This window comes from Gimesia fumaroli, from assembly GCF_007754425.1.
GTDB classification, from domain to species: Bacteria; Planctomycetota; Planctomycetia; order Planctomycetales; family Planctomycetaceae; genus Gimesia; species Gimesia fumaroli.
This window is the reverse complement of the sequence record NZ_CP037452.1, coordinates 3,912,622-3,933,765: the sequence shown is the minus strand read 5'-3', so window position 1 is coordinate 3,933,765 and position 21,144 is coordinate 3,912,622. Positions and strand designations below refer to the sequence as shown.

General features: G+C 45.5%; 14 protein-coding genes. 13 read left to right on the top strand and 1 reads right to left on the bottom strand.

All coding sequences use genetic code 11. The annotated features are described in order from the left end of the window. Positions 1-22: 22 nt before the first annotated feature. From Enr17x_RS15090 to Enr17x_RS15035, 12 genes are all read left to right on the top strand, one after another. Positions 23-1,828 carry an ATP-binding cassette domain-containing protein gene (locus Enr17x_RS15090; RefSeq protein WP_198000583.1) on the top strand — a complete coding sequence of 602 codons (1,806 nt, stop codon included), beginning with the start codon at positions 23-25 and terminating at the stop codon, positions 1,826-1,828. Then, positions 1,825-4,872, top strand: coding sequence for a VWA domain-containing protein (locus tag Enr17x_RS15085; RefSeq protein WP_145310079.1), 3,048 nt, complete (start codon positions 1,825-1,827; stop codon positions 4,870-4,872). The genes Enr17x_RS15090 and Enr17x_RS15085 overlap by 4 nt, the downstream gene beginning before the upstream one ends. A gap of 25 nt (positions 4,873-4,897) precedes the next feature. Further along, complete coding sequence (locus Enr17x_RS15080; protein WP_145310077.1) at positions 4,898-5,914, top strand: AAA family ATPase; 1,017 nt, start codon at positions 4,898-4,900, stop codon at positions 5,912-5,914. A 6-nt stretch (positions 5,915-5,920) separates the two neighbouring features. Further along, a complete protein-coding gene (locus tag Enr17x_RS15075; RefSeq protein WP_145310075.1) occupies positions 5,921-6,826 on the top strand; it encodes a DUF58 domain-containing protein in 906 nt (301 codons plus the stop codon). Next, on the top strand, positions 6,823-8,706 hold the full coding sequence (locus Enr17x_RS15070; protein ID WP_145310073.1) for a vWA domain-containing protein: 1,884 nt from the start codon (positions 6,823-6,825) through the stop codon (positions 8,704-8,706). The genes Enr17x_RS15075 and Enr17x_RS15070 overlap by 4 nt, the downstream gene beginning before the upstream one ends. A gap of 31 nt (positions 8,707-8,737) precedes the next feature. Beyond that, positions 8,738-10,924 carry a hypothetical protein gene (locus Enr17x_RS15065; RefSeq protein WP_145310071.1) on the top strand — a complete coding sequence of 729 codons (2,187 nt, stop codon included), beginning with the start codon at positions 8,738-8,740 and terminating at the stop codon, positions 10,922-10,924. A gap of 43 nt (positions 10,925-10,967) precedes the next feature. Continuing rightward, complete coding sequence (locus tag Enr17x_RS15060) at positions 10,968-11,915, top strand: ABC transporter ATP-binding protein (protein ID WP_145310070.1); 948 nt, start codon at positions 10,968-10,970, stop codon at positions 11,913-11,915. Then, positions 11,912-13,789 (top strand): ABC transporter permease, encoded by a 1,878-nt coding sequence (locus Enr17x_RS15055; RefSeq protein WP_145310068.1) that lies wholly within the window; start codon positions 11,912-11,914, stop codon positions 13,787-13,789. The genes Enr17x_RS15060 and Enr17x_RS15055 overlap by 4 nt, the downstream gene beginning before the upstream one ends. 11 nt (positions 13,790-13,800) lie before the next feature. After that, complete coding sequence (locus Enr17x_RS15050) at positions 13,801-15,696, top strand: hypothetical protein (protein WP_198000582.1); 1,896 nt, start codon at positions 13,801-13,803, stop codon at positions 15,694-15,696. Next, positions 15,689-16,651 (top strand): ABC transporter ATP-binding protein, encoded by a 963-nt coding sequence (locus Enr17x_RS15045; protein ID WP_145310064.1) that lies wholly within the window; start codon positions 15,689-15,691, stop codon positions 16,649-16,651. Before Enr17x_RS15050 ends, Enr17x_RS15045 begins: the two co-directional genes overlap by 8 nt. After that, positions 16,651-18,213: an ABC transporter permease gene (locus Enr17x_RS15040; protein ID WP_145310062.1), complete on the top strand. Its 1,563-nt coding sequence runs from the start codon at positions 16,651-16,653 to the stop codon at positions 18,211-18,213. Before Enr17x_RS15045 ends, Enr17x_RS15040 begins: the two co-directional genes overlap by 1 nt. 126 nt (positions 18,214-18,339) lie before the next feature. Continuing rightward, positions 18,340-19,239 carry a hydroxypyruvate isomerase family protein gene (locus Enr17x_RS15035; protein WP_145310061.1) on the top strand — a complete coding sequence of 300 codons (900 nt, stop codon included), beginning with the start codon at positions 18,340-18,342 and terminating at the stop codon, positions 19,237-19,239. 87 nt (positions 19,240-19,326) lie between these two features. Here Enr17x_RS15035 and leuB read toward each other — a convergent pair whose 3' ends face one another. After that, the gene (gene leuB / locus Enr17x_RS15030) at positions 19,327-20,400 is read right to left on the bottom strand and encodes a 3-isopropylmalate dehydrogenase (RefSeq protein ID WP_145310059.1); all 1,074 of its coding nucleotides are present in this window, start codon (positions 20,398-20,400) and stop codon (positions 19,327-19,329) included. Positions 20,401-20,862: 462 nt separating this feature from the next. On the opposite strand from leuB, the gene Enr17x_RS15025 reads away from it, so the two are divergent. After that, positions 20,863-21,135, top strand: a complete 273-nt coding sequence (locus tag Enr17x_RS15025) for a hypothetical protein (RefSeq protein WP_145310057.1) — start codon at positions 20,863-20,865, stop codon at positions 21,133-21,135. Positions 21,136-21,144 lie beyond the last annotated feature (9 nt).

Sequence of the window (21,144 nt, the reverse complement as noted above, 5' to 3'; positions counted from 1 at the left end):
GTGGTCACTGAAAAGCGTCAGTATGAAGAGTGCGTCCGATGTCCGCTTGGCTGAAGTTGATCTTGTAATCCCACAAGGTGTCACAGCAATTATGGGATATTCCGGTGCAGGAAAAACTTCATTATTGAACCTGCTGGTAAACTATGAGTCTCCCGATAAGGGAACAATTACTCGCACACAGGCATGTTCCCCACCTGGATCCGGTCTGGAACTGTTCTGGGTCCCCCACAATCTTGGATTGTGGCCGCAATATACGGTTCAAGGCCACTTGAAGCTGGTTTATCCGGATGTTGAATCAGAGCAGGATGCTGTGGAAGAACTACTCACAGCATTTGGCTTATCGCCTGTTCGAGACCAATATCCAGGACAAATTTCACAGGGAGAAGCCTCACGATTAGCGGTCGCCCGGGCTCTGGCCAGTAAAGCGGGTATCTTAGTAATGGATGAGCCATTAATACACGTAGATCAGACGCATTGGCCGTTCTACTGGAAAACCATTTGTGACTTTTGCCAGAAAAACAACACATCGCTTGTGTTTTCGACACATCAACCCGATCTGGTGTTGCGGGAAGCTGAACATGTCATCTGCCTCGACCAGGGTCAGGTAATTTATTCTGGCGAAGTAAACGATTTGTATTATGCGCCTCCATCGTATCAGGTTGCCACCTATTTAGGACCAGTCAACGATCTAACTCCGATAAGTGATACTTTCCCAGAGAAAGAACATAATTGTGACATCAAACTAATTCGAGCTGAACAACTCGCTTTAGACAAAGTCGAACAGAGTTCGTGGGAAGTGCAATCGGTTGCATTTAGTGGATCGATTGAGGAAGTTATCGTTTCGCATCAGGAACACCAGGTCACTCAGTCATTATATCACCGCCCGGTTAGATCAGTATTAAAAAAGGGAGATCGTATTTCGATTCGCTTGTTGATGCTGTTTTTATGCCTGGTGTTTGGTTCCGGATGTCTTTCAGACAATGCGCCGGAACTAGTATTTTCTCAGATAAAGCAGTGGCCTGTTCCCTCTGAGGGAATCATGATCCCAGCGCCACGTAGCGTGAATGTCGGACCGAACGACGAACTGTATGTACTCGACAATGCTGGTCGTGTGCTGGTTTATGATTCGAATAATGAATTAATCAGGCAATGGAAGATGCCTGAATCAGATGTGGGGAAGCCGGAAGGGGTCTGTTTTTTGAAAAATGGTCAGATCGCCGTTGCTGACACACATTACCACCGCGTCGTTTTTTTTGATCAACAGGGAAAAGTGCAAAAAATACTTGGAGAATATGGACTGAAACCGGGACAATTTATTTTTCCTGTTTCCGTTGTACAGGATCCTGCAGGAAATATTTACGTTTGCGAATTTGGTGAAAATAATCGAATCCAGAAATTTTCCGATCAGGGTGAATTTATACTGCAATTTGGCAAGGTGGGGAATAAACCAGGAGAATTCCAAAGACCCGCGGGAATGGTCTGGCATCATGGAAAAATCTATGTTGCTGATGCGGACAATAATCGTATTCAGGTATTTTCCGATGAGGGAACGTTTTTAGAAATTTTAGGCACGAAAACCGGGGGGATTCCACTCTATTATCCTTATGACATTGCCATCGATCGAAATAATGAAGAACTCTATATCGTGGAATATGGATTAGGGCGGGTCACCAAAACCAATTTAGCGGGTGAAGTCTTAGGTAGATTTGGGAAGACAGGAACAGAGCAGGGGGAGTTTTTGACTCCCTGGGGACTTACCGTAAATTCGAAAGATCAAGTGATCGTGGCTGACACGGGCAATCGTTTAATCGTAAAATTGATACCATGAAGATCAAAGAACTCTATCATCAATTAGTTCCCCAACCGCGCATCGCAGTAACCTGGCGACGTGCGATGCCTTTGATCTTTTTTCTGGTTCTGTATGCCGTCGTTTGTATCAGTCTTGAATTGTCCAATATTTTATTATTTGCCCGCCCCTGGGCATTTAGTCTGATTCTCTTTTCCGTCTGGGTCTGGTGGCTTTCTGTTGCCGGATATGGTGGTTTGAGTAAAGGCCGCGCCTTGGCTGCACTGATTTCGCGCCTGGTGATGCTGGGACTGTTTGTGATGTTGATCGCAGAACCACGCTCCGTACGTGTTCGCGATGTCATCTCAGTGGTCTATGCCGTGGATCTTTCTGATTCGATTGGCGAGTCATCCGTAGACTCTGCTCTGGAATTTGTCACAAAGACAGTCACGGAGAAGCCTCAGACAGATGAAGCGGGGCTGGTCGTTTTCGGGAGGAATTCGGCAGTCGAACTTCCACCTCGTGTTTCTTTTCCGTTTGAAGCCTTAAATTCGCGAATTGATCGTGACGCAACCAACCTGCAACAGACGCTGTCCCTGGCTGCTGCCATGTTACCGGAAGAGAACCGTGGGCGGATTGTCTTAATCAGTGATGGAACGGAAACTGAGGGATCTATTTCCCAAATTCTGGAAGAACTCAAATCGCGGGATATCGCCGTTGATGTTCTACCGATCCAATATGAATACGACAAAGAGGTCTGGCTGGAAAATCTCGAACTTCCCCGGTTCGTCAAGCTGGGGGAAAACTATGAAGCGGCTATTGTGCTTTCATCTCTGCAAGATGGTTCAGGTAAGCTGGTATTGCGTGAAAATGGTGAGCCGATTTATGAAGAAAAAGTCTCGTTCAAAGCAGGCAAGAATCGTTATGTGGTGCCGATTTACTTGAGAGAGGCCGGCTATTATGAATATTCAGCGACAATTGAAACAAAGCGGGATGATGACCAGATCCGCGAAAATAATACCGTTTTAAACTACATTTATGTAGCAGGTGAAGGTAAGGTTCTGGTTGTCACTAATCCGGGTGGGGATGACCGAGACTGGCAATCTCTGGTGAAAGCGATCCGAGAAGGAGAGAGAAATGTAGAAACGATCTCTGCCTATGAGTTTCCCAGCGATTCGCTATCGCTCATGCCATACGACGCAATCGTTTTTGTGAATGTTCCCGCTGATGCATTTAATGTGGTTCAGTTAAAAGCCGTCCATGATTCGATCTTTAATCAGGGCATCGGATTCATGATGGTGGGCGGCGAGAACAGTTACGGTCCTGGGGGATATCATCGCACTTTAATCGAAGACGCGCTGCCCGTGACAATGGACATCACCAAGAAGAAAGTTCTTCCCAAAGGTGCACTGGCGATTATTCTGCATACATGTGAGTTTCCGGAAGGAAATACGTGGGGGAAACGCATCACAAAACAGGCGATTAAAGTTTTAGGTGCCCAAGATGAAGTCGGCGTTTTAATTTATGATTTCATGGGAGGCGAGAAATGGCTGTTTGAACTAACTCCCGCCGATGAGTATGAAAAAATGGTCCCCAAGATCAATGGCGCACAAATCGGGGACATGCCTAGTTTTGCAAATACCATGGAACTGGGTTTAAAAGGACTCATCAAAAGTGACGCTTCTACAAAACATATGATTATTATATCTGACGGCGATCCCCAGCCACCATCTCCCGCGCTTATCAAAAAATTCCAGGATAACAAAGTCAGTGTATCCATGGTTGCGATCTATCCCCATGGGGGACGTGACATCTCGACGATGCGTGGAATCGCCGGGGCAACGGGAGGGCGTTATTATTTTCCTTCTGACCCCAATCAATTACCATCCATCTTCATTAAAGAATCAAAAACCCTGAAACGGAGTATGATTCAAAACGAGACAATCACTCCCGAGGTAGGAATGATCTCCCCGATACTCAAAGGGATTCAGGAAATACCACCGTTACATGGCTACGTGTTAGCTACGATCAAACCCCGGGCAGAAGGCGTTTTAAATGCTCCTGAAAAGAAAGAAGCCGAAGGTGAGATTGACCCCGTCCTTGCTTTCTGGCGCTATGGCTTGGGAACGACGGCCGCATTTACTTCTGATTTGTCACCAAACTGGGGCGCTGACTGGGTGAACTGGGATCACTACCAGGCATTCATCAAGCAGTTAATGATTAAGATCTCCCGTGTGCAAACCCAGGAACATTTGAAAATGTGGAGCCATACCTCTGGTAACAATGCCACTATTATGGTTGAGGATTTTCATCCGGAAGAATCGTTCCTAAATGTCGCTGCCAAAATCTCGGGACCGCATGATCGTGAAGAAACTGTTGTGCTGAAACAGGTCAGTCCACGTCGGTATCAGGCTTCGATTCCTCTCTGGGGCAAGGGACGTTATCAGGTAATGGCTGTGGGAAAAGCAGGGGATCGTGAAGATCATACGAATGGCGGATTTATCGTTCCCTATTCACCAGAATTTCTCCGCTTTCGTTCGAATCCGATTGTTCTTGAAGAAATCGCAGAGCGAACAGGAGGGCAACGGCTTGATCCAGAGAACGCAGCTAAAGTAATTTACGGACGCCGCGATCCCAAACAAAGTTCAAATCCGGTATTTGACTGGTTATTGATCGTACTGGCGATCTTAGTGCCACTAGATGTGGGAATACGCCGCGTACAATTGGATTGGTATGTTATTCGAAGCTGGTTTGGATTGGGCTCCGACAAACAAGCCAGTACGGCAACAATGGGGGCGCTCCTGCAACGGAAACAGGGGGTTACCGAGGAATTGGATCACCGTAAAGGAACGGCTTCCACCACTGCCAACCAGCTAAACCCCCAATCTACGATTTCCAAACTGCAAGAACAGAAACAGCAGTCCTCGCGACAGTCCCAACAAAAACAAACCGAAAAAACGAAGCCTGCCGACGCAGGAAATTCCTCGACTAAAACTCCACCGACTGATTCGCCTGAAAACGTGTCAACAACCGGGCGTTTACTAGATCTCAAACGAAAACGACAATCAGACAACGAAAAACAATAGACTTTTTTCTGCGGAGATAAAGAAGATGAACCAGCCAGACACAACTGAAGAACCGACTGTATTGCAGGCTGAAGCAGACCATTTCAAAAAAGTGTTCAATGAAGTGCGGTCTGAAATCGCACGAATGATCATTGGACAGGAGCGTGTTGTTGAGTCAACGCTCTACGCGTTGTTTTGTGGCGGCAATGTCTTGCTGGAAGGCGTTCCCGGTCTGGGCAAAACGGAACTCGTCAAAGCACTCTCCAAAGTGCTGGACCTGCATTTTCAGCGAATTCAGTTTACGCCTGACTTAATGCCGGCTGATATTATCGGGACCAATATCATGAGCACCGACGAAACGGGAACATATCGGTTTGAGTTTCGCAAAGGCCCGATTTTCACCCAATTACTGCTGGCCGATGAAATCAACCGCGCTTCTCCTAAAACCCAATCTGCACTGCTGGAGACAATGCAGGAAGGGACGGTTACAGCCGGCGGGACACAGTATCGACTGGATCAGCCATTCTTTGTGATGGCCACTCAGAACCCGATTGAGCAGGAAGGCACTTATCCCTTACCCGAAGCACAATTAGACCGCTTTATGTTCAAAGTGAATGTCCCTTTTCCCAATCGTAATGAACTCAACACAATTGTACAACAAACGATTTTGAAACAGCCCGTGGAGTTAAAAAAACTGCTCAACAGTGAGCAAATCCTTGAATTAAGGAGTGTGCTGGAGAAAGTCGTTGTCGTAGAACCCATTCGCGACTATGCGATACGCCTGGTGCTGTCGACTCATCCTGGAACCGATTTTGCAACGGAGGAAGTCCGTCGCTTTGTGCATTGGGGGGCCAGTCCGCGAGCTGCACAATCACTGGTTAAAGCTGCGCGCGTGCGTGCACTCAGTGAAGGACGCGCGCATGTTGCCTTTGAAGATATTCGCTATTTTGCAAATGAAGTTCTGCAGCATCGCGTATTACTGAATTACGATGGTCAGGCAGAAAATATTGTTGTCGCGGACCTGATTGCACAGATTTGCAAAGAACTACCCGAAAAGGAATAAACGGCAGTGTCACAGGGAACTCAATCCAACCAGTTTACGTCGCTCTTTGATAACAGAACGTTATCCATCTTGGAGAGAATGCGTTTAAACCCCACACGTCGTTTAACAAATCGAAGTCGCGGCGAACATCTTTCCGGCAAGGGAGGGACCAGTACCGAGTTTTCAGATTATCGAAACTACGTTCCCGGCGATGATGTGCGGTATATCGACTGGAATATCTTCTCCCGTTTAAACAAACCGTTTATGAAACAATATCAGCATGAAGAGGAAATGCATGTTGTTTTGATTCTTGACGCTTCTTCATCCATGGATTACGAAGACAAGTTTTTACGTTGTAAACAACTAGCAGCCGCGTTTGGCGTTATGGGGCTGTTGAATTTTGAAAAAGTCAGCGCCTACGTTTGCAACCAAAAAGGAAGTCGGCCTGAGAAATTCTCACCAGCAACGGGACGAATCAGTATGAAACGTCTGTTTGATTTTCTGACACAAATCGAAGCAGGCGGCAACTCTCCCATTGAACTGGCTGTGGAAGATGTCTTGCGCACGCATCGGGGAAGGGGGGTTGCCATCGTTCTTTCCGATTATGAGTCATTTGGCGATTTGCAGCGTCCATTTAATATGCTGTATAGCGCAGGTCTGGAACTGTTTGGCGTTCAAATATTAGGTCCCTCTGAAATCAACCCGGAGATCAATGGCGATTTACGTCTGATTGACAGCGAAAGTGGCCAGACCCTGGATATCTCATCTGCCGGTGATTTGCTGGGGCTCTATCACGAGCATCGGGTGCTCCTGGAAGAACACCTGGCGATGCTTTGCCGCCAACGATCCGGGCGTTTTTTGACCACCAATAGTGGAGATTCTCTGGAGTATGTTCTCTTTGACCTGCTGAGGCGGAAGGGGTGGGTCTTATGAACTTCTGGCCTGGCTTTTATTCCATTCAAGGCGCCTGGTATCTGCTATTGCTGCTGCCCTTGATTATTTTCTATTTTTTGAAGTTAAAACGCCCCCACAAGCAAGTTCCTTCGCTGGCTCTGTGGAGTCAAGTCATCAATGACCGACGTGTGAACTCTCCCTTCCAGAAATTTAAACGCAGTATTTTACTATTGCTCCAAATTTTATTGTTGCTTTTTTTAGTGCTCTCTCTGATGCAGCCATTTATCCAAAGCGGAGCCGAGCGTGCAGAGTATTTACCCATCTTGATCGACTGTTCTGCAAGTATGGGCGCTACCGATCCCGAAACAAAGAAAACACGTCTCGAGCTTGCCAAAGCGCGTGTCACCGAATTAATTGAAAACCTACTTCCGGACCAGCGTGTTTCACTGGTCGCCGTCAGTTCGACCGCCCGCCGATTAACTGACTTTACTGATAACCAGCGTGTCTTAAAACAGTCATTGGCTGGTTTGACGGTCGATGATGTTCCCAGTCACCTGGAAGATGCTTTACGGATGACACAGGCACTTTCACGAACTGCCCCAATCAAGACGGTCCTTTTTTATTCGGATGGAAATTTTCCTAAAGAAGTGAATTTTGAATTGCCATTTGAATTGAATTACCAACGGTTGCCCTCAGCAGGCGCGAATCTTGGAATTACTTCTTTCAATGCACGGAAGAATCAGTCTGGAAACTGGGATGTGTTTATTCGAGTTGAGAACTCCAGTGACTCAGACACCCCGGCCACAGTCGAATTGCTTCAGGACGGACAGAGTGTTGCGAAAGAAGAGATCGTCTTAAGCACGGGAGACTCTCAACGCCTGGAATTTTCAATTAGTGCGGATAAGGCATCGACTCTTGAGGCTGTCTTGATACCAGAATCATTTGACAGCCTGGTATCCGATAATCGCGCCTTTCTCAAAATTCCCCAGGCACGTTCTCTGCTTGTGTTTATTGATCCAGATCTGTCGAGCTATCGATACGCACTCGCCGACAATGAAGAACTGCAACTATATCCAGAAGCAGGGGAAACCGTTGGCCCTCCCGAGTATGACTTGATTATTTCTGCCTCTGAAAAGGATCTAGAGAAACAGGCACTTGTGAAGCTGGGGGTCGGTTTTATTCCGGATGATTTAAAGAAATACATTACGCTCGAGACTAAGCTGACTGATGTTGTCGATTGGAATCGTAGTTCTTCATTCCTAAGACATGTTGAATTAAATGATGTACAGATCACGGAAGAACCGGTCTGGGTAGAGAATGCGGGTGTTGAAAATCTGGAAGAATCGGGATATGAAGTCTTAGTGCACGGTCGTCGGGGACCATTATTATTACAAAAACGGAATGCGGGGGATCTGGAATTTTATTTCCTGTTCAATACGGATCGATCAACGATGCCATACCGTGTTGGTTTTCCGATTATGGTTTCAAATTTGGTTCAATTGACAATGCAGGAAGCAGGAATCGCTGAAGTACAGGCAGCTGCGACCCCCGTTTTACCCCCTGTCGAATATCTTCCCGAACAGAAATACGAAATCAAAACTCCTGATGGAAAACGGTTGAGTACGGAAAGTAATAAAAATGGTCTGGTTTCGGGAATCGCCGCTTTGCATGTGGGCAACTATGTAATTAGTGGTGAAGGAGCCGATTCCGATGAAATTAGTGTAAGTTTATTAAGCCCTTTAGAAACTTCTCTCGTTTCAGTGGAAGAAATACAGTTTAGTGAAGTACCGGTCACGGCGGCTCAAGCACAAATCGATAGCGACAAACCCTTGTGGAGCGAATTTGCGCTCATTGCATTTCTATTGCTTCTGATAGAGTGGTGGTATTTCCAACGCCGCCCCGCCGGTATCCCTTCTTGAGACATCAACAGAAAGGCTGGAATTACTGATTATGCTCCGGAACGTGTTCTATTCAGTCTGGCTTATCCTGATCCTGATTCCAGAGATGGCGATGGCCTCTGCACAGCAACTCCCGATGACTGTTGACGTTTATCAACTGACACAATTCCCCAAAGGGGATGGCCCGGTTGCTTTTGTGTTGCAATGTTCTGTGTCCTCGACCGGATTACTCGAAGGCTATTTTCTTGTTACCGTACACGATGGCACGGAACAGTTTGGCCAATATCGATCACACGATGTCGCGCTCCATTCAGGATATCACGAAGTACCAATGATGGTACCTCCCATCAAGGTGGATAATCCTTTTTCAGAAGCCAAAATGAAACTTAGTTTTGTAACGACTGAACGACGATATGACTTCAAAAATGAACTTCCATTAAAAACAGGGCGAACCTTTCAGCGAACCTTTGCACTCGGGATCTGTGACCCATTCGATAGTAGATTATTTCCCGAGACAAAAGACTTCATGGACTCATTGAAATTTGAGTCCATCAGCCCGGAAAGCCCCGTGCGAATTAATCTTGACTCCAAGACATTCCAGGCAGATTCGAAGATTCGAAATTTAATCAGTAATCAACCGATGTCGCTGAATGCGAAAACGATTTCCGTTCAAATTCCTCCCGAAGAATTTCCACAATTACCGATCGACTGTCATCAATACGATATCCTGATCATTACTGCACGCGGGTTTGAAGCATGCGAGTCACGTCACTTAAGAGCAATTCATCAGTGGGTCAAGTCAGGTGGTAGCTTATGCCTGATCACGGGCAAAACGCTCGAAACGCCGCAGCTACAATTCTTAAATCAGTTAGCGGGAGATGAAAAGACCTCTCCTTTTCTACTGAACTCCGAGGGTAAGCTTGAAGTGGATCCTGCCAAGCAGGTCTGGCTCCAACGAACAGGTTGGGGGAGAAGTGTGGTCGTGCTGTCGGATTCAATTGAGAATGAACTACTCTCCAAACAGGAACAGATTCAGATTCCCTTTTTTCTATGGAAATTACGAGAATCACAAAAAGACTATTTTGTGAAAGAAAAAAAGTGGGACTATCACGCGCTGGTCAAAGACTTCATTAAAACACAACAAACATCAAACAACCGACATATTGATCCTTATACGGCCAGTCAGATCCTGAATTTAAATTACCGCCCCATCCATACAGGCGGAGCTGTTACAACGACTCTAATGCCCGCAGAAATGCGAATTGTTCCAGCCTGGATTATTGCAAGTATTTTGTTTGGCTATGTGCTACTCGTAGGACCTGGTGAGTACTTTATTCTAGGCAAATTGAAGTTGAGACGATTTACCTGGATTACTTTTCCGCTAATCTCTGTTTGCATGGCATTGATCGTATTTACGATTTCTGATTATTTCATGCAGACATCTCACGATCGAAAGATCCTGACAATTATCGACATAGATATGCAGGGAAAGCCGGTAAAAGAAAATAGCATTGAGTTATTATTTACCGGTTCCAACCAAACAATTGAAACAAAAGTGAAATCGGGGTTGTTTTCTGCACTGAATCATTCTGAATTGGGGACTCCACAAAACTACAATGTCTATAACCGAAACACCGTTCCAGCTATGGTTGGGCCTCCTTTCTATGCAGGGTCGATTCCAACCCAGTATTCCGTCTTTCAGAAGATGCCTCAGTGGACTCCACAGCTCAACCGAATTATTTCCAATTATCCGGCTGACTTACAGACAGACTTTGACTGGGAAACGATTCAGATTGCACAATTAAATACGGAACAAGGACGACAAGAGTTTCGAGATCAGGTTTATCAATCATTCGGTAATCAGGTACAGATCGTGATTTACCAAGGGGCCGCGAATGGAGAAGTGAAACAATTTCGGTACGTTACCCCAGACTCAAACCTCAATGCCCGTCTCAATACTCGTTATTCAAAAACTTATGCACTCGTAAACCCGGTCAACCTGCAATACTACTCCCCTGGAAGCAAAGTGATTCAACGCAGCTTTATGGATGATCTATGTGTAAGAAATCAAGGCGGACTCTTTCAAGTTGTTTCACAAACTTCGCCATCCGGGGGAAAAAATTACGAAGATCTGAGCATTCTGGATCCTTCTGACCCGAAACAATGGCTCGTTGTGATCTTTGTTCCTGGTGAGGACCAGGACATGATTTACCGGAAGTTCATCGTTGCAAAAACATAAACTCTGACTTACTCCACTGTTTAACAAAAGAATATCGACTTTTATGAATACACAGCCCCCCATGGTGGAAGTGAAAAACTTGTGGGTACGATACGGAAAATATGAAGCCGTTAAGGGCATCTCTTTTTCGATTCCTAAAGGGGAAGTTTTCGGCTTCATCGGCCCGAACGGCGCGGGAAAATCCTCAACGATCAAAGTTCTGGCAACATTGCAACGCGACTTTGAATGTGATTCGGTCAAGATTAATGGAATTTCCGTAAATAAGGCGCCGCATCTGATCAGAGAAATGATTGGATACATGCCAGACTTCTTTGGTGTTTATGAAGACCTGACCGCACGAGAATACTTGCATTTTTTTGCAGCCGCGTATCGTATCAATAAAAGTCGACGCAAAGTCATCGTTGACGATGTACTGCAATTGACTGACTTAACCGAGAAAATCGATGCGCCGGTTGACTCTTTATCGCGTGGTATGAAACAGCGGTTGGCGTTGGCACGTGTATTATTACATGACCCGGACCTGTTATTACTGGATGAGCCTGCTAGTGGACTGGACCCCCGTGCCCGGATTGAAGTCCGTGAGTTATTAGTGGCTCTCAAAGAGATGGGAAAGACGATTATCATCTCAAGCCATATTCTGCATGAACTGTCTCAACTCTGTACAAGTATCGGAATCATTGAAGCCGGACAATTTGTTACCCAGGGTTCCTTAGATCATATTTACAAGCGACTGGAACTCAGTCGGATTATTCATGTACAAATTGTTGGCGAACTGAATGGCGTTTGTCAGAAAATTGAGAGCATGAACGGTGTCAAATCGGTAAACGTTCAGGCAGATCGTCTGGCTATCCAGTTGCTGGAAGACCAGCTTGCGGTGGAAGACTTGCACACTCAAATCGCTGCGACTGGTGCAAAAATCCGCATGTTTCAAGCAGAAGCGATGGATATGGAAACTGTGTTTATGAAGTTAACGGAAGGGAAGACGGCATGAAACGGAGAAAGTTTCAACTCAGCCTGCCTCTGCTCTCCAAAGAATTAACAGAGATGGCAAACCGTCGACGGACTTATATCATACGAACGATCTACGCACTGTTGTTTCTAGGCTGCGTCGGTTTCATTTACATTGACTTGATGTCAGGACTTCGAAATAATCCGATGGCGATTCTCGGACGCGGTCGCCAGATATTCGAAGCCATGATTTATCTGCAATTCACGGCGATCTATTTATTCCTGCCAGCGATTACTTGTGGCGTAATCACCCAGGAGAAAGAGCGGAACAGTCTGGGGCTTTTGCTGATAACGCGATTAAGCCCTTCGACGATTATCTTGGAAAAGTACCTGGGGCGACTGGTGACCATGGTGACGTTTCTGATGCTGGGACTTCCCATTATGGCGTTCGCTTATACACTAGGTGGTTTTTCACCGGCAATGTTCATTAATGGATTATGGATGTTGACAATCACGATGTTCCAAGTCGCGGCACTGGGTGTTTTTTGTTCCAGTTTCTTCCGTACAACTGTGGCTGCATTCATCGCGACGTATATTTTCGGCTTTTTGATGTTATTTGGCCCTTCGATTGCCTATGAATTGAATCTGTTCTTTTACGCTGACTTCATCCGGATGGTCAGTCAGACATTAAAGGAGATTCCATTTTGGAATACTTATTTAACGCGAGGCACCTGGGAGCTCAATTTTCTATTTTTTGGTCCTTACTGGTTTGACCGTTTTGGATCCTTTGCTGGTGGTGGAATGGGTACTGTCGTTGGCGCTTTGATCTTCAGTATCCCGATTCTTCTCAGTACGTTTCTGTTTCTGGCTTTAGCACACTTCTTCCTTGTGCGACGTGCATTTTTACCTGCACGAAATTTCCTGCTAAATGTATTTAAAAATCTGGACCGTCTGTTTTCTAAGATTAATAATAACCGTGTTACAAGAGGTGTTGTGCTCGTCAAAGATCAGGTTCGTTTGCCTGACTATGCCCCGATCGCCTGGCGTGAGACATCTAAAAAATCATTGGGGACGTTCCGTTATCTGTTTCGTATTCTCGTCTTTCTGGAAGTCCCCGTTCTCCTGCTATGCGTGTTAATTGCCACGATGAATCCCGAACCTGTTGTTCCTGGTGCCGTGATGATGCTGTGGCTGGTCTGGGGACTTGCTGTCTTATTCCTTGCTGTTTCTGCCACCAGTCTGATTTCCGGTGAGCGTTCCCATGAAACACTGGATGTTTTGTTAACGACTCCGATTTCCGGTACTAAATTGCTTGAACAAAAAATTTCCGGCGTAAAGCGACTGTGCCTTGTCCTATTGATCCCACTGTTAACAATCGTTTTGTTTGAGTCTTGGTGGAAATGGGTCTATGCGGGCATTAATCCTCACAACAGGAATCCCTACCAGATTCAATGGTTGCCGTACCTGATCGGATCCTTGCTGACAATTGGCATTTATCTGCCAATGTTAATCTATCTGTTTTGTTGGGTTGGTATGAAAATCAAATCACAAACAAAAGCCATCCTGTCGGCATTAGGAATCATTATTATCTGGTGTATCCTGCCATTCATTCTCGCATTTCCCATCTTTATCTTAGATCCATCATTTAATGAAGATTCAATTATGTATGGCGTATTTCTGAGCCCGGCATCATATATTGTGGTCAATGAAATTGCGGAGTTTCACGAATTTGGTTCGGCATGGATTCCTCTCTTTGTCAACGCTTTTATCTATGGCGGCTGCTATCTTTTTTTTCGTTCACAATGTCGCAACCATATTGATGAGAAACTTGGTAGACTGGGAAGTGATGATGTGGATCTTTCTCGCTCCCCCGGCGTCTCAATAGGAAATCAATCTCTGTTGAGTTCAGAATCATGAATGGGCATTTTGTGAATATACGATCGACTATGAAAGGCAATCTCTGCCGCAGCCTTGCGCTCTGGTTAGGAATCTTGTTACTGCTGCCCAGTTCTGTTTTGGCTGTTGATATTGAAGAAGTCATCTGGGGCTTTAATAATCAGCAGGCAAAGGGAAAATGCATTCCTCTTTCTCTCAAATTGAGCAATAACACTCCGGATGTGTTTGATGAGCTCGTTCAGTTGAACCGTCTTCAATATGGTGGCAACAAGGTCGGTGCGCCACTTTGTCGAAAGATATTTCTTGCTCCCTACAGCTCGCAATGGGTGCAGTTTTATCCTTATATCATTGATGAACGACAGGGAGAATGGTCTCTCAATTGGGGGCCGCGTTTTATATACAGTCGGAAAATCTCCAGAAATGGCGCAGGAACCTCAAATTCTCCGAGCGCGGATAATCAGATTTCCTGTATCATCCTAACCAATTCGACCTCGCTGTCACAAAGCGGTAGTCACTTCAAGCGTTATCCAGAAGAGCTCTTTCCGCCGATGGTCACCGCAACGGATTCCCTGGATGAAGTGGTTCTGGATCATGTTCCGCGCTGGGATGCTGCCCGTAAGCAGTCATTTATGGACTGGTTATATCGGGGAGGGATCCTTCATCTGTTGGCTGACACTTCCGGAACAAACTTAAATTTCACCACAAGTATGGTGGGACTTAACACACCGCAAGATCATTTTCGCGTTGGTTCAGGCCTGGTCGTTCGCCATCAGAGAAAACTGAATCAATTGACGGAAAGTCTCGCTGTCTCAAGTGTGCAGGATGCCCGGTCTGACGAACTCTCTACGACCGGAGCCTCAAAAACATCGTCCCCAAAGTCGGGCCAGTCGACTACGCAGCAAGCTGATTCGTACTATTACGGAGACGCGAATTCCAAGATTCTGCTTGCCATTTCAGAAATGACACACCCTGATCATAACTGGTTTATTATTTATGTGATGACAGTGCTTTACATTTTCCTGATTTTTCCAGGATGCTATTTATTTAATAAGAAACAAAAAAACTATCACTATCGAAATTCTTTGCTGTTCCTTCTGATTACGGTGGGGCTATTCAGTATTCTGTTTTGGAGTGTCGGGAAACGAGGATATGGAGAAACCACAACGATCAACAGTTTGGTGATCGCAACCCCACTGGAAGGAGATCAATACGATTTAAAGTGCTGGGTCAATGCTTTTGTGACCAGTGGTTCTGAATATGAATTTTCGTCAACAGGTAATGGCATCATTTTCACTACAGCACAAGAAGCAGAAAAAGTCCGTGGCGCGATCTATAATGGGCTCGACGGAATATTTTTCTCTGACATACCTCCATTTTCCTCACGACGTTTTATGTATCGTATTAAGGCACCGTACAAGGACCAGAACATAAACGTGATTGATTATGAGATCGACGAAAATTCTCAGTTAACCTCATTATTGATTGAGGCTCGATCCGCTCTCCCTGATAACATCTCTAAAACACAGGTAATTTATGATCGAAAGATCTATGACTTAAGGCAATCAGAAGAAGATGGCCGTACTTACTGGGTACTGAGTAACAGTCGCATTGCTCTGACTGACTGGAACACAAAATTGACTCCAGATTCAGTCTATGCACGCCGTTACGGATATCGGAATGAAGAAATGGATACAACCAGACTCTATAACAACCTGTATGAAAACATGGTCATGAATCATTTAAATCTGCATCGTCCCAGCGAGATCAACCAATATCAAGGCGAGAGAGCACGCATCAAATTATTTCTTTATGCTGAGATACCGGAAGAATTGAAAATCAAAACAAACGTCCAAGGCGTTCAGCAAGGCCGCATACTTTTTGCATATGATTTGCCTCTCCCTGAAAAAAAGAACAATAAAAATGACTGAACCAATTTTTGAACAACCTGTTATTGATATTCAAAATGTTTCTCATTCCTTTAAAGGACATCGGGCGCTTCAGGGGATCAGCTTCCAGGTCCAGCCTCAATCCTTACATGGGTTTGTGGGGCCCAATGGTGCCGGGAAAACAACGACACTAAAAATCATCTGTACGTTATTACGACCTCAGGGCGGCAAAGTGGAAGTATTTGGAAATGATGTCCGATCTGCGGTCAAAGATATTCGTAAACGCATTGGTTTTATGCCAGACCATTTTAGTACCTACAGACAAATGACGGTATTTGAGTATCTTGATTTCTTTGGAGCCGCCTATGGTCTGGGAGTCGAACAGCGCGATCAGGTCATCAATGATGTGTTGACATTAACCGATATGGATGGACGTAAAGATTCGCTCATCAGTGGTCTTTCCAGAGGAATGCAGCAACGAGTCAGTTTAGCGCGCGTTTTAGTAAACGATCCAGATTTGTTACTGCTGGATGAACCAGCGTCCGGGCTTGACCCGCGTGCACGAATCGAATTGATGGAAATTCTCCAAGAGCTGAAACGCATGGGGAAAACCATTTTTATCAGTTCCCATATTTTGAGTGAGTTAGCAGAACTATGTGACAGCGTCACGATTATTGATCGCGGGCTAATCAAATATAGTGGTTCCATGGATGGCCTCTTGACTCACGAACAGGAGCATCCCAGCTATAAGGTAACCTTAGAATCTGAAGTGAACGAATTGCTTGTGGAATCACTTGTCAATGAGCCGGGAATTTTGTCCGTCAGAATGACTGACAAACCGCGAGAGTTATTGATTTCATTTGATGCAACATTAACGTCCACCGGAAATCTCTTGTCGAAGATTATTGAACTTGATGGCTCGATCGAATCTTTCCAAAGAGATAAAAAGCACTTGAATCAGGCATTTTTAGATTTAACAGAGCAGGGAGTTCGTTAATGTTTCAAGGCACGTTTGCTCTATTTAATCGCGCTTTGAGTGTCGACTTTCGGCTGACGAGATCGCACTTGTTTCGCTTTTTATTCGCGGTCATGATTCTGTTTTGCTTGATCTCATCCCATCTGTCCAGTCGCGTCATTGGTGCTGCGGGCCTGGTGTTATTTACACAAATCATCTATCTCAATTTTGTCTTTATATTAATGGCCGGAGTTAGCTTTTTTGCCACAGCGATTACAGAAGAAAAGGAAGAACAGACGATCGGCTTGCTCTTAATGGCTGGTGTGAATCCGATTTCTCTGTTATTGGGAAAATCATTACCCCGGTTAGTCTCTGCGCTGTTATTGTTGTCGGTTCAGTTCCCATTTACTCTGCTCGCCATTACTCTTGGTGGAGTAACTTTTACACAAGTCGTCGCCGCTTATTTAGCGCTAGCCGTATTCTTGTTCTGTCTTTCAAACCTGGGACTACTCAGTTCTGTCGTTTGTGCTCGATCTCGTTCTGCTTCAACTCTTGTAGTGATTTCTCTGGTAGCGTATTTCTGGGGTGTTCCTCTTTCCAAATGGGGGCTCACTGGAATGGTTCAAGCGAATTGGATTGCGGATGGAACCCTGGCTGTCAAAACAACGAATCGCGTGCTGGACTGGCTTGCTCAATCGTCTGTTTTAAAACAGGTGACTATGATCCTCAGTTCTGGTTTCAGCGAGTCTCCCTGGGGAATGCAGTTCTGGAGCAATCTGATCGTCGGACTGCTTCTGTTTCTTTTGGCATGCCTGCTGTTTACTCGCTTCGCTTTGACTGAGATCTCTACCAGCCCCGGACGAGGAATGATTACAAAAAAGAAAAGCACATTATTTTCACCAGGTCGTGCCTGGATCAATGCATTAATGTGGAAAGATTTCTTTTTCGTCAATGGCGGCTATGGAATGTCTGTGATTAAATTCATTTGTTATGGCATTGCCTTAGTTGGACTATGTTCTTTTATTCAATATACGTCACGCAGTTATTCTTACCAGGAGATTGGTCTGACTGTATTTTGGACCATGTTGATTGTGCTTTTAATTGAAACCAGTCTGATATCAGCACGCGTTTTTCATGTGGAAGTCCAGTGGAATACACTGGTTTCAACAGCAATGCTACCACAGTCGATGGCGAGCATCGCGTATTCAAAAGTGTATGGATGCCTGTTGAGTCTGGTTCCCGCTTTGATTTATCTGTTTATCGGGAGTGCCCTGGGCCTTCGAGAAATGGTGTACGATATTAACTTGATCCTGTCTGAACCTTCGTTCTGGATGATGTGTGTCGAGGTCTTGTTTTTCTGGCACTTAACGGCATTGCTCTCAACTTATATTAAGTGGGGCGCTTTGCCCCTGGCTTTTGTTTTAATGTGGGTCGGTAATATGATGTTCTTTTTTTCAATCAGCGTGCTTTCTCTCGGTGTCGGAGGCAGGACAGCCGGCATTATGGAAGGTTTTAGTATCTTATTTACACTGGCTATGGCAGTCGGTATTATTATTTCACACTTCCTGATTAAGGAACGTTTAGTTTATCTGGCATCACGTTAAGCTGTTTGCCCAGGACTATTGCGTCTTCAAGACCAATTGGCTCAGAATTATAAGTGAAACATATTCGTTGGACTGCGCCATTCCAGAGACGGGGCGCGAATCAGTATTTGTCTCAAAGAGGTTATTATGAAATCAGAAATCAGCCGAAGAGCCCTCTTGCAAAACTCGGGAGTGGCCGCTGCCACCGCATTGGGGCTGGGAATCAAACCATCTCTTGCGGGCGAGAGTAAAGCAGATTCCCTTCAACCTCTCAAAGGCAATATCAACCAATCAGTCGTTCACTGGTGCTTTAAGAAGTATTGGGACATTGAAAAAACAGCGCAAGTTGCCAGTCAACTGGGAATGAAGAGCGTCGAACTGACTCCTGCCGAAAACTGGAAGACCCTCAAAAAACATGGATTAACGTGCGCGATTGCTTCCAGCCACGGCTTTAAGGTTGGATTCAACAATCCTGAGAACTGGGATCAGTGCATTGAAATCCTGAGAAAACGAATTGATGAATGTGCGGCAGGAGGCGTCAATAATGTAATCACATTTACGGGAATGCGTGATGGCATCAGTGATGAAGAGGGAGCCAAAAACTGTGTTGCCGGCCTCAAAAAGATTATTGGTTACGCGGAGAAGAATAAAGTCAATCTCTGTCTGGAAATGTTGAATTCCCGCGACGACAGCCACCCGATGAAAGGACATCCTGGTTATCAGGGAGACCATACCGAATATTGTATTGATATTATCAAGCAGGTTGGTTCGAATCGAATGAAACTCCTGTTTGACATTTATCATGTTCAAATTATGGATGGCGATGTGATTCGACGTCTCAAACAGCACAAGGACTATATCGGCCATGTTCACACCGCCGGTAATCCGGGACGAGGAGAATTAGACGATAAACAGGAAATCAATTATCCTGCAATCATGCTGGCCTTACAGGAAATAGGTTACCAGGGATTTGTTGGCCAGGAATTTATCCCAACACGGGATCCCTACCAGGGACTGAAGCAAGCCGTTGAACTCTGTGATGTCTAATTTCAACAAGGTCAATTGGATAAAATAAAAAGCGGGGACGATGTCATTCGTCCCCGCTTTTTATCGTGTCCGATTGTTGGTTGGCGCTCAGGCTAAAAGTTCCTGAATCACCAGATTTCCCATTTCACTCGTGGAAATGCTGTCACCACCAGCGGCGATATCTGCCGTTCTATGTCCTGCAGCCAGAACACTTGCCACCGCTGCTTCGACAGCCGCTGCTTCTGATTCCAGCGACAAAGAATGTCGCAGCAACATGGCCGTTGCTAAAATCGTAGCCAGTGGATTCGCAATTCCTTTTCCAGCAATATCGGGAGCCGATCCATGAATGGGTTCGTAAAGACCAGGCCCGGATTCGCCTAATGAGGCAGAAGGAAGCAATCCCAATGATCCAGGCAGCATTGACCCTTCATCGGTCAGAATGTCTCCAAACATGTTTCCAGTAACAACAACATCAAATTCAGAAGGGCGGGAGATCAAATGCATGGCCATAGCATCAACCAGCACAACCTCATATTCAATGTCCGGGAATTCATTTTTGACGACATCCTCGGCTACTTGGCGCCAGAGCCGTGATACTTCCAGTACATTTGCCTTGTCGACCGAAGTCAATTTACCACCTCGGTTGCGAGCAGACTCAGCCGCCAGACGTACAATGCGTGCGATTTCGGAAGTCGTATAAGTCATCACGCTGAATGCTTTTTCGCCATCCGGGTGTTCCATTCGTCCGGAATCGCCAAAATAGATGCCGCCTGTGAGTTCCCTGAAGAAGAGAATATCGGTGCCTTCAATGATCTCGCGTTTTAAAGGCGAGGCATCCAGTAATTCCGAATATGGTTTGATAGGCCGTAAGTTTGCAAACAGCCCCAATTCTTTTCGAATTTTGAGTAAACCTGCTTCGGGACGCGTCTTAGCTGAGGGATCATCCCATTTCGGCCCCCCGACGGCTCCTAAGAGAATCGCCTGGGATTCTTTACAGGTTTCTAATGTTTGAGGTGGAAGAGGATCGCCAAATTCATCAATGGCATTTCCTCCCATCGGACAGGATGGGGTTTCGAACTGGTGACCGAATTTGTCTGCAACTGTATCCAAAACCCGTTTTGCTTCTGCTACGATTTCGGGACCGATCCCATCGCCGGGTAATAATGTAATCCGAGCTTCCACTTTTCATTTCCTCGCTTTGTTTCTCGATTGTCTGAGACAAACAATTAGTTTTGCACTACGAAAAGGCCAATTTAGCGTCTGTATAGCCAAAACTCCAGTCGGCATTGGGTCGCTTTTATAAATGGATTGAAAGTCCAGGATGACCTCAAACCAGATCAACTTGCTTCAAAATCATGTTCAGTACCGGGAACAGGGGCCGTATTATCGTCACAACCGGACAGTAAGAAAGAGGGAAGATTATTCTTGGTTGTACAAAATCAAGAGATTTGGCTCAGATTCCGATAAAAAGATTAGATCCCGCTCTCCTCAGATTGTATTGCAGTAGCGGGCTAATTTATTATTTCGTCGTCGATTCGCACTAAAAAGCCCCGAAGATCAGGAAGGTACTTTGGAAACAGGGCTGATGCTCAGGAGGAGCTAGCGAAATAGAAATCGATGTATGCTACAAGACAGGGACATCGCATGTTTCGCTCATCGTTTTTTGCTGCTGGATTATTTGTATTACTCACGGGAACATCATTTCTCTTTGTCGACAAAATGGTTCTGACACATAAAGTTGTCATGGAAGAACCAGAACCCGTACGTGAACCAGAGTTCCGCGGTTTTCTGGGAATGACGACGCTGAATGAAGATCAGCAGGAAGTCCTGAATCCCCCTGACTGGGCGGCCTTCAGCATGATGTCAATTGGCGCTGTAACAATGCTGTACGCTGCCGCATTACCGAAACGACGCTAAACGCACTCT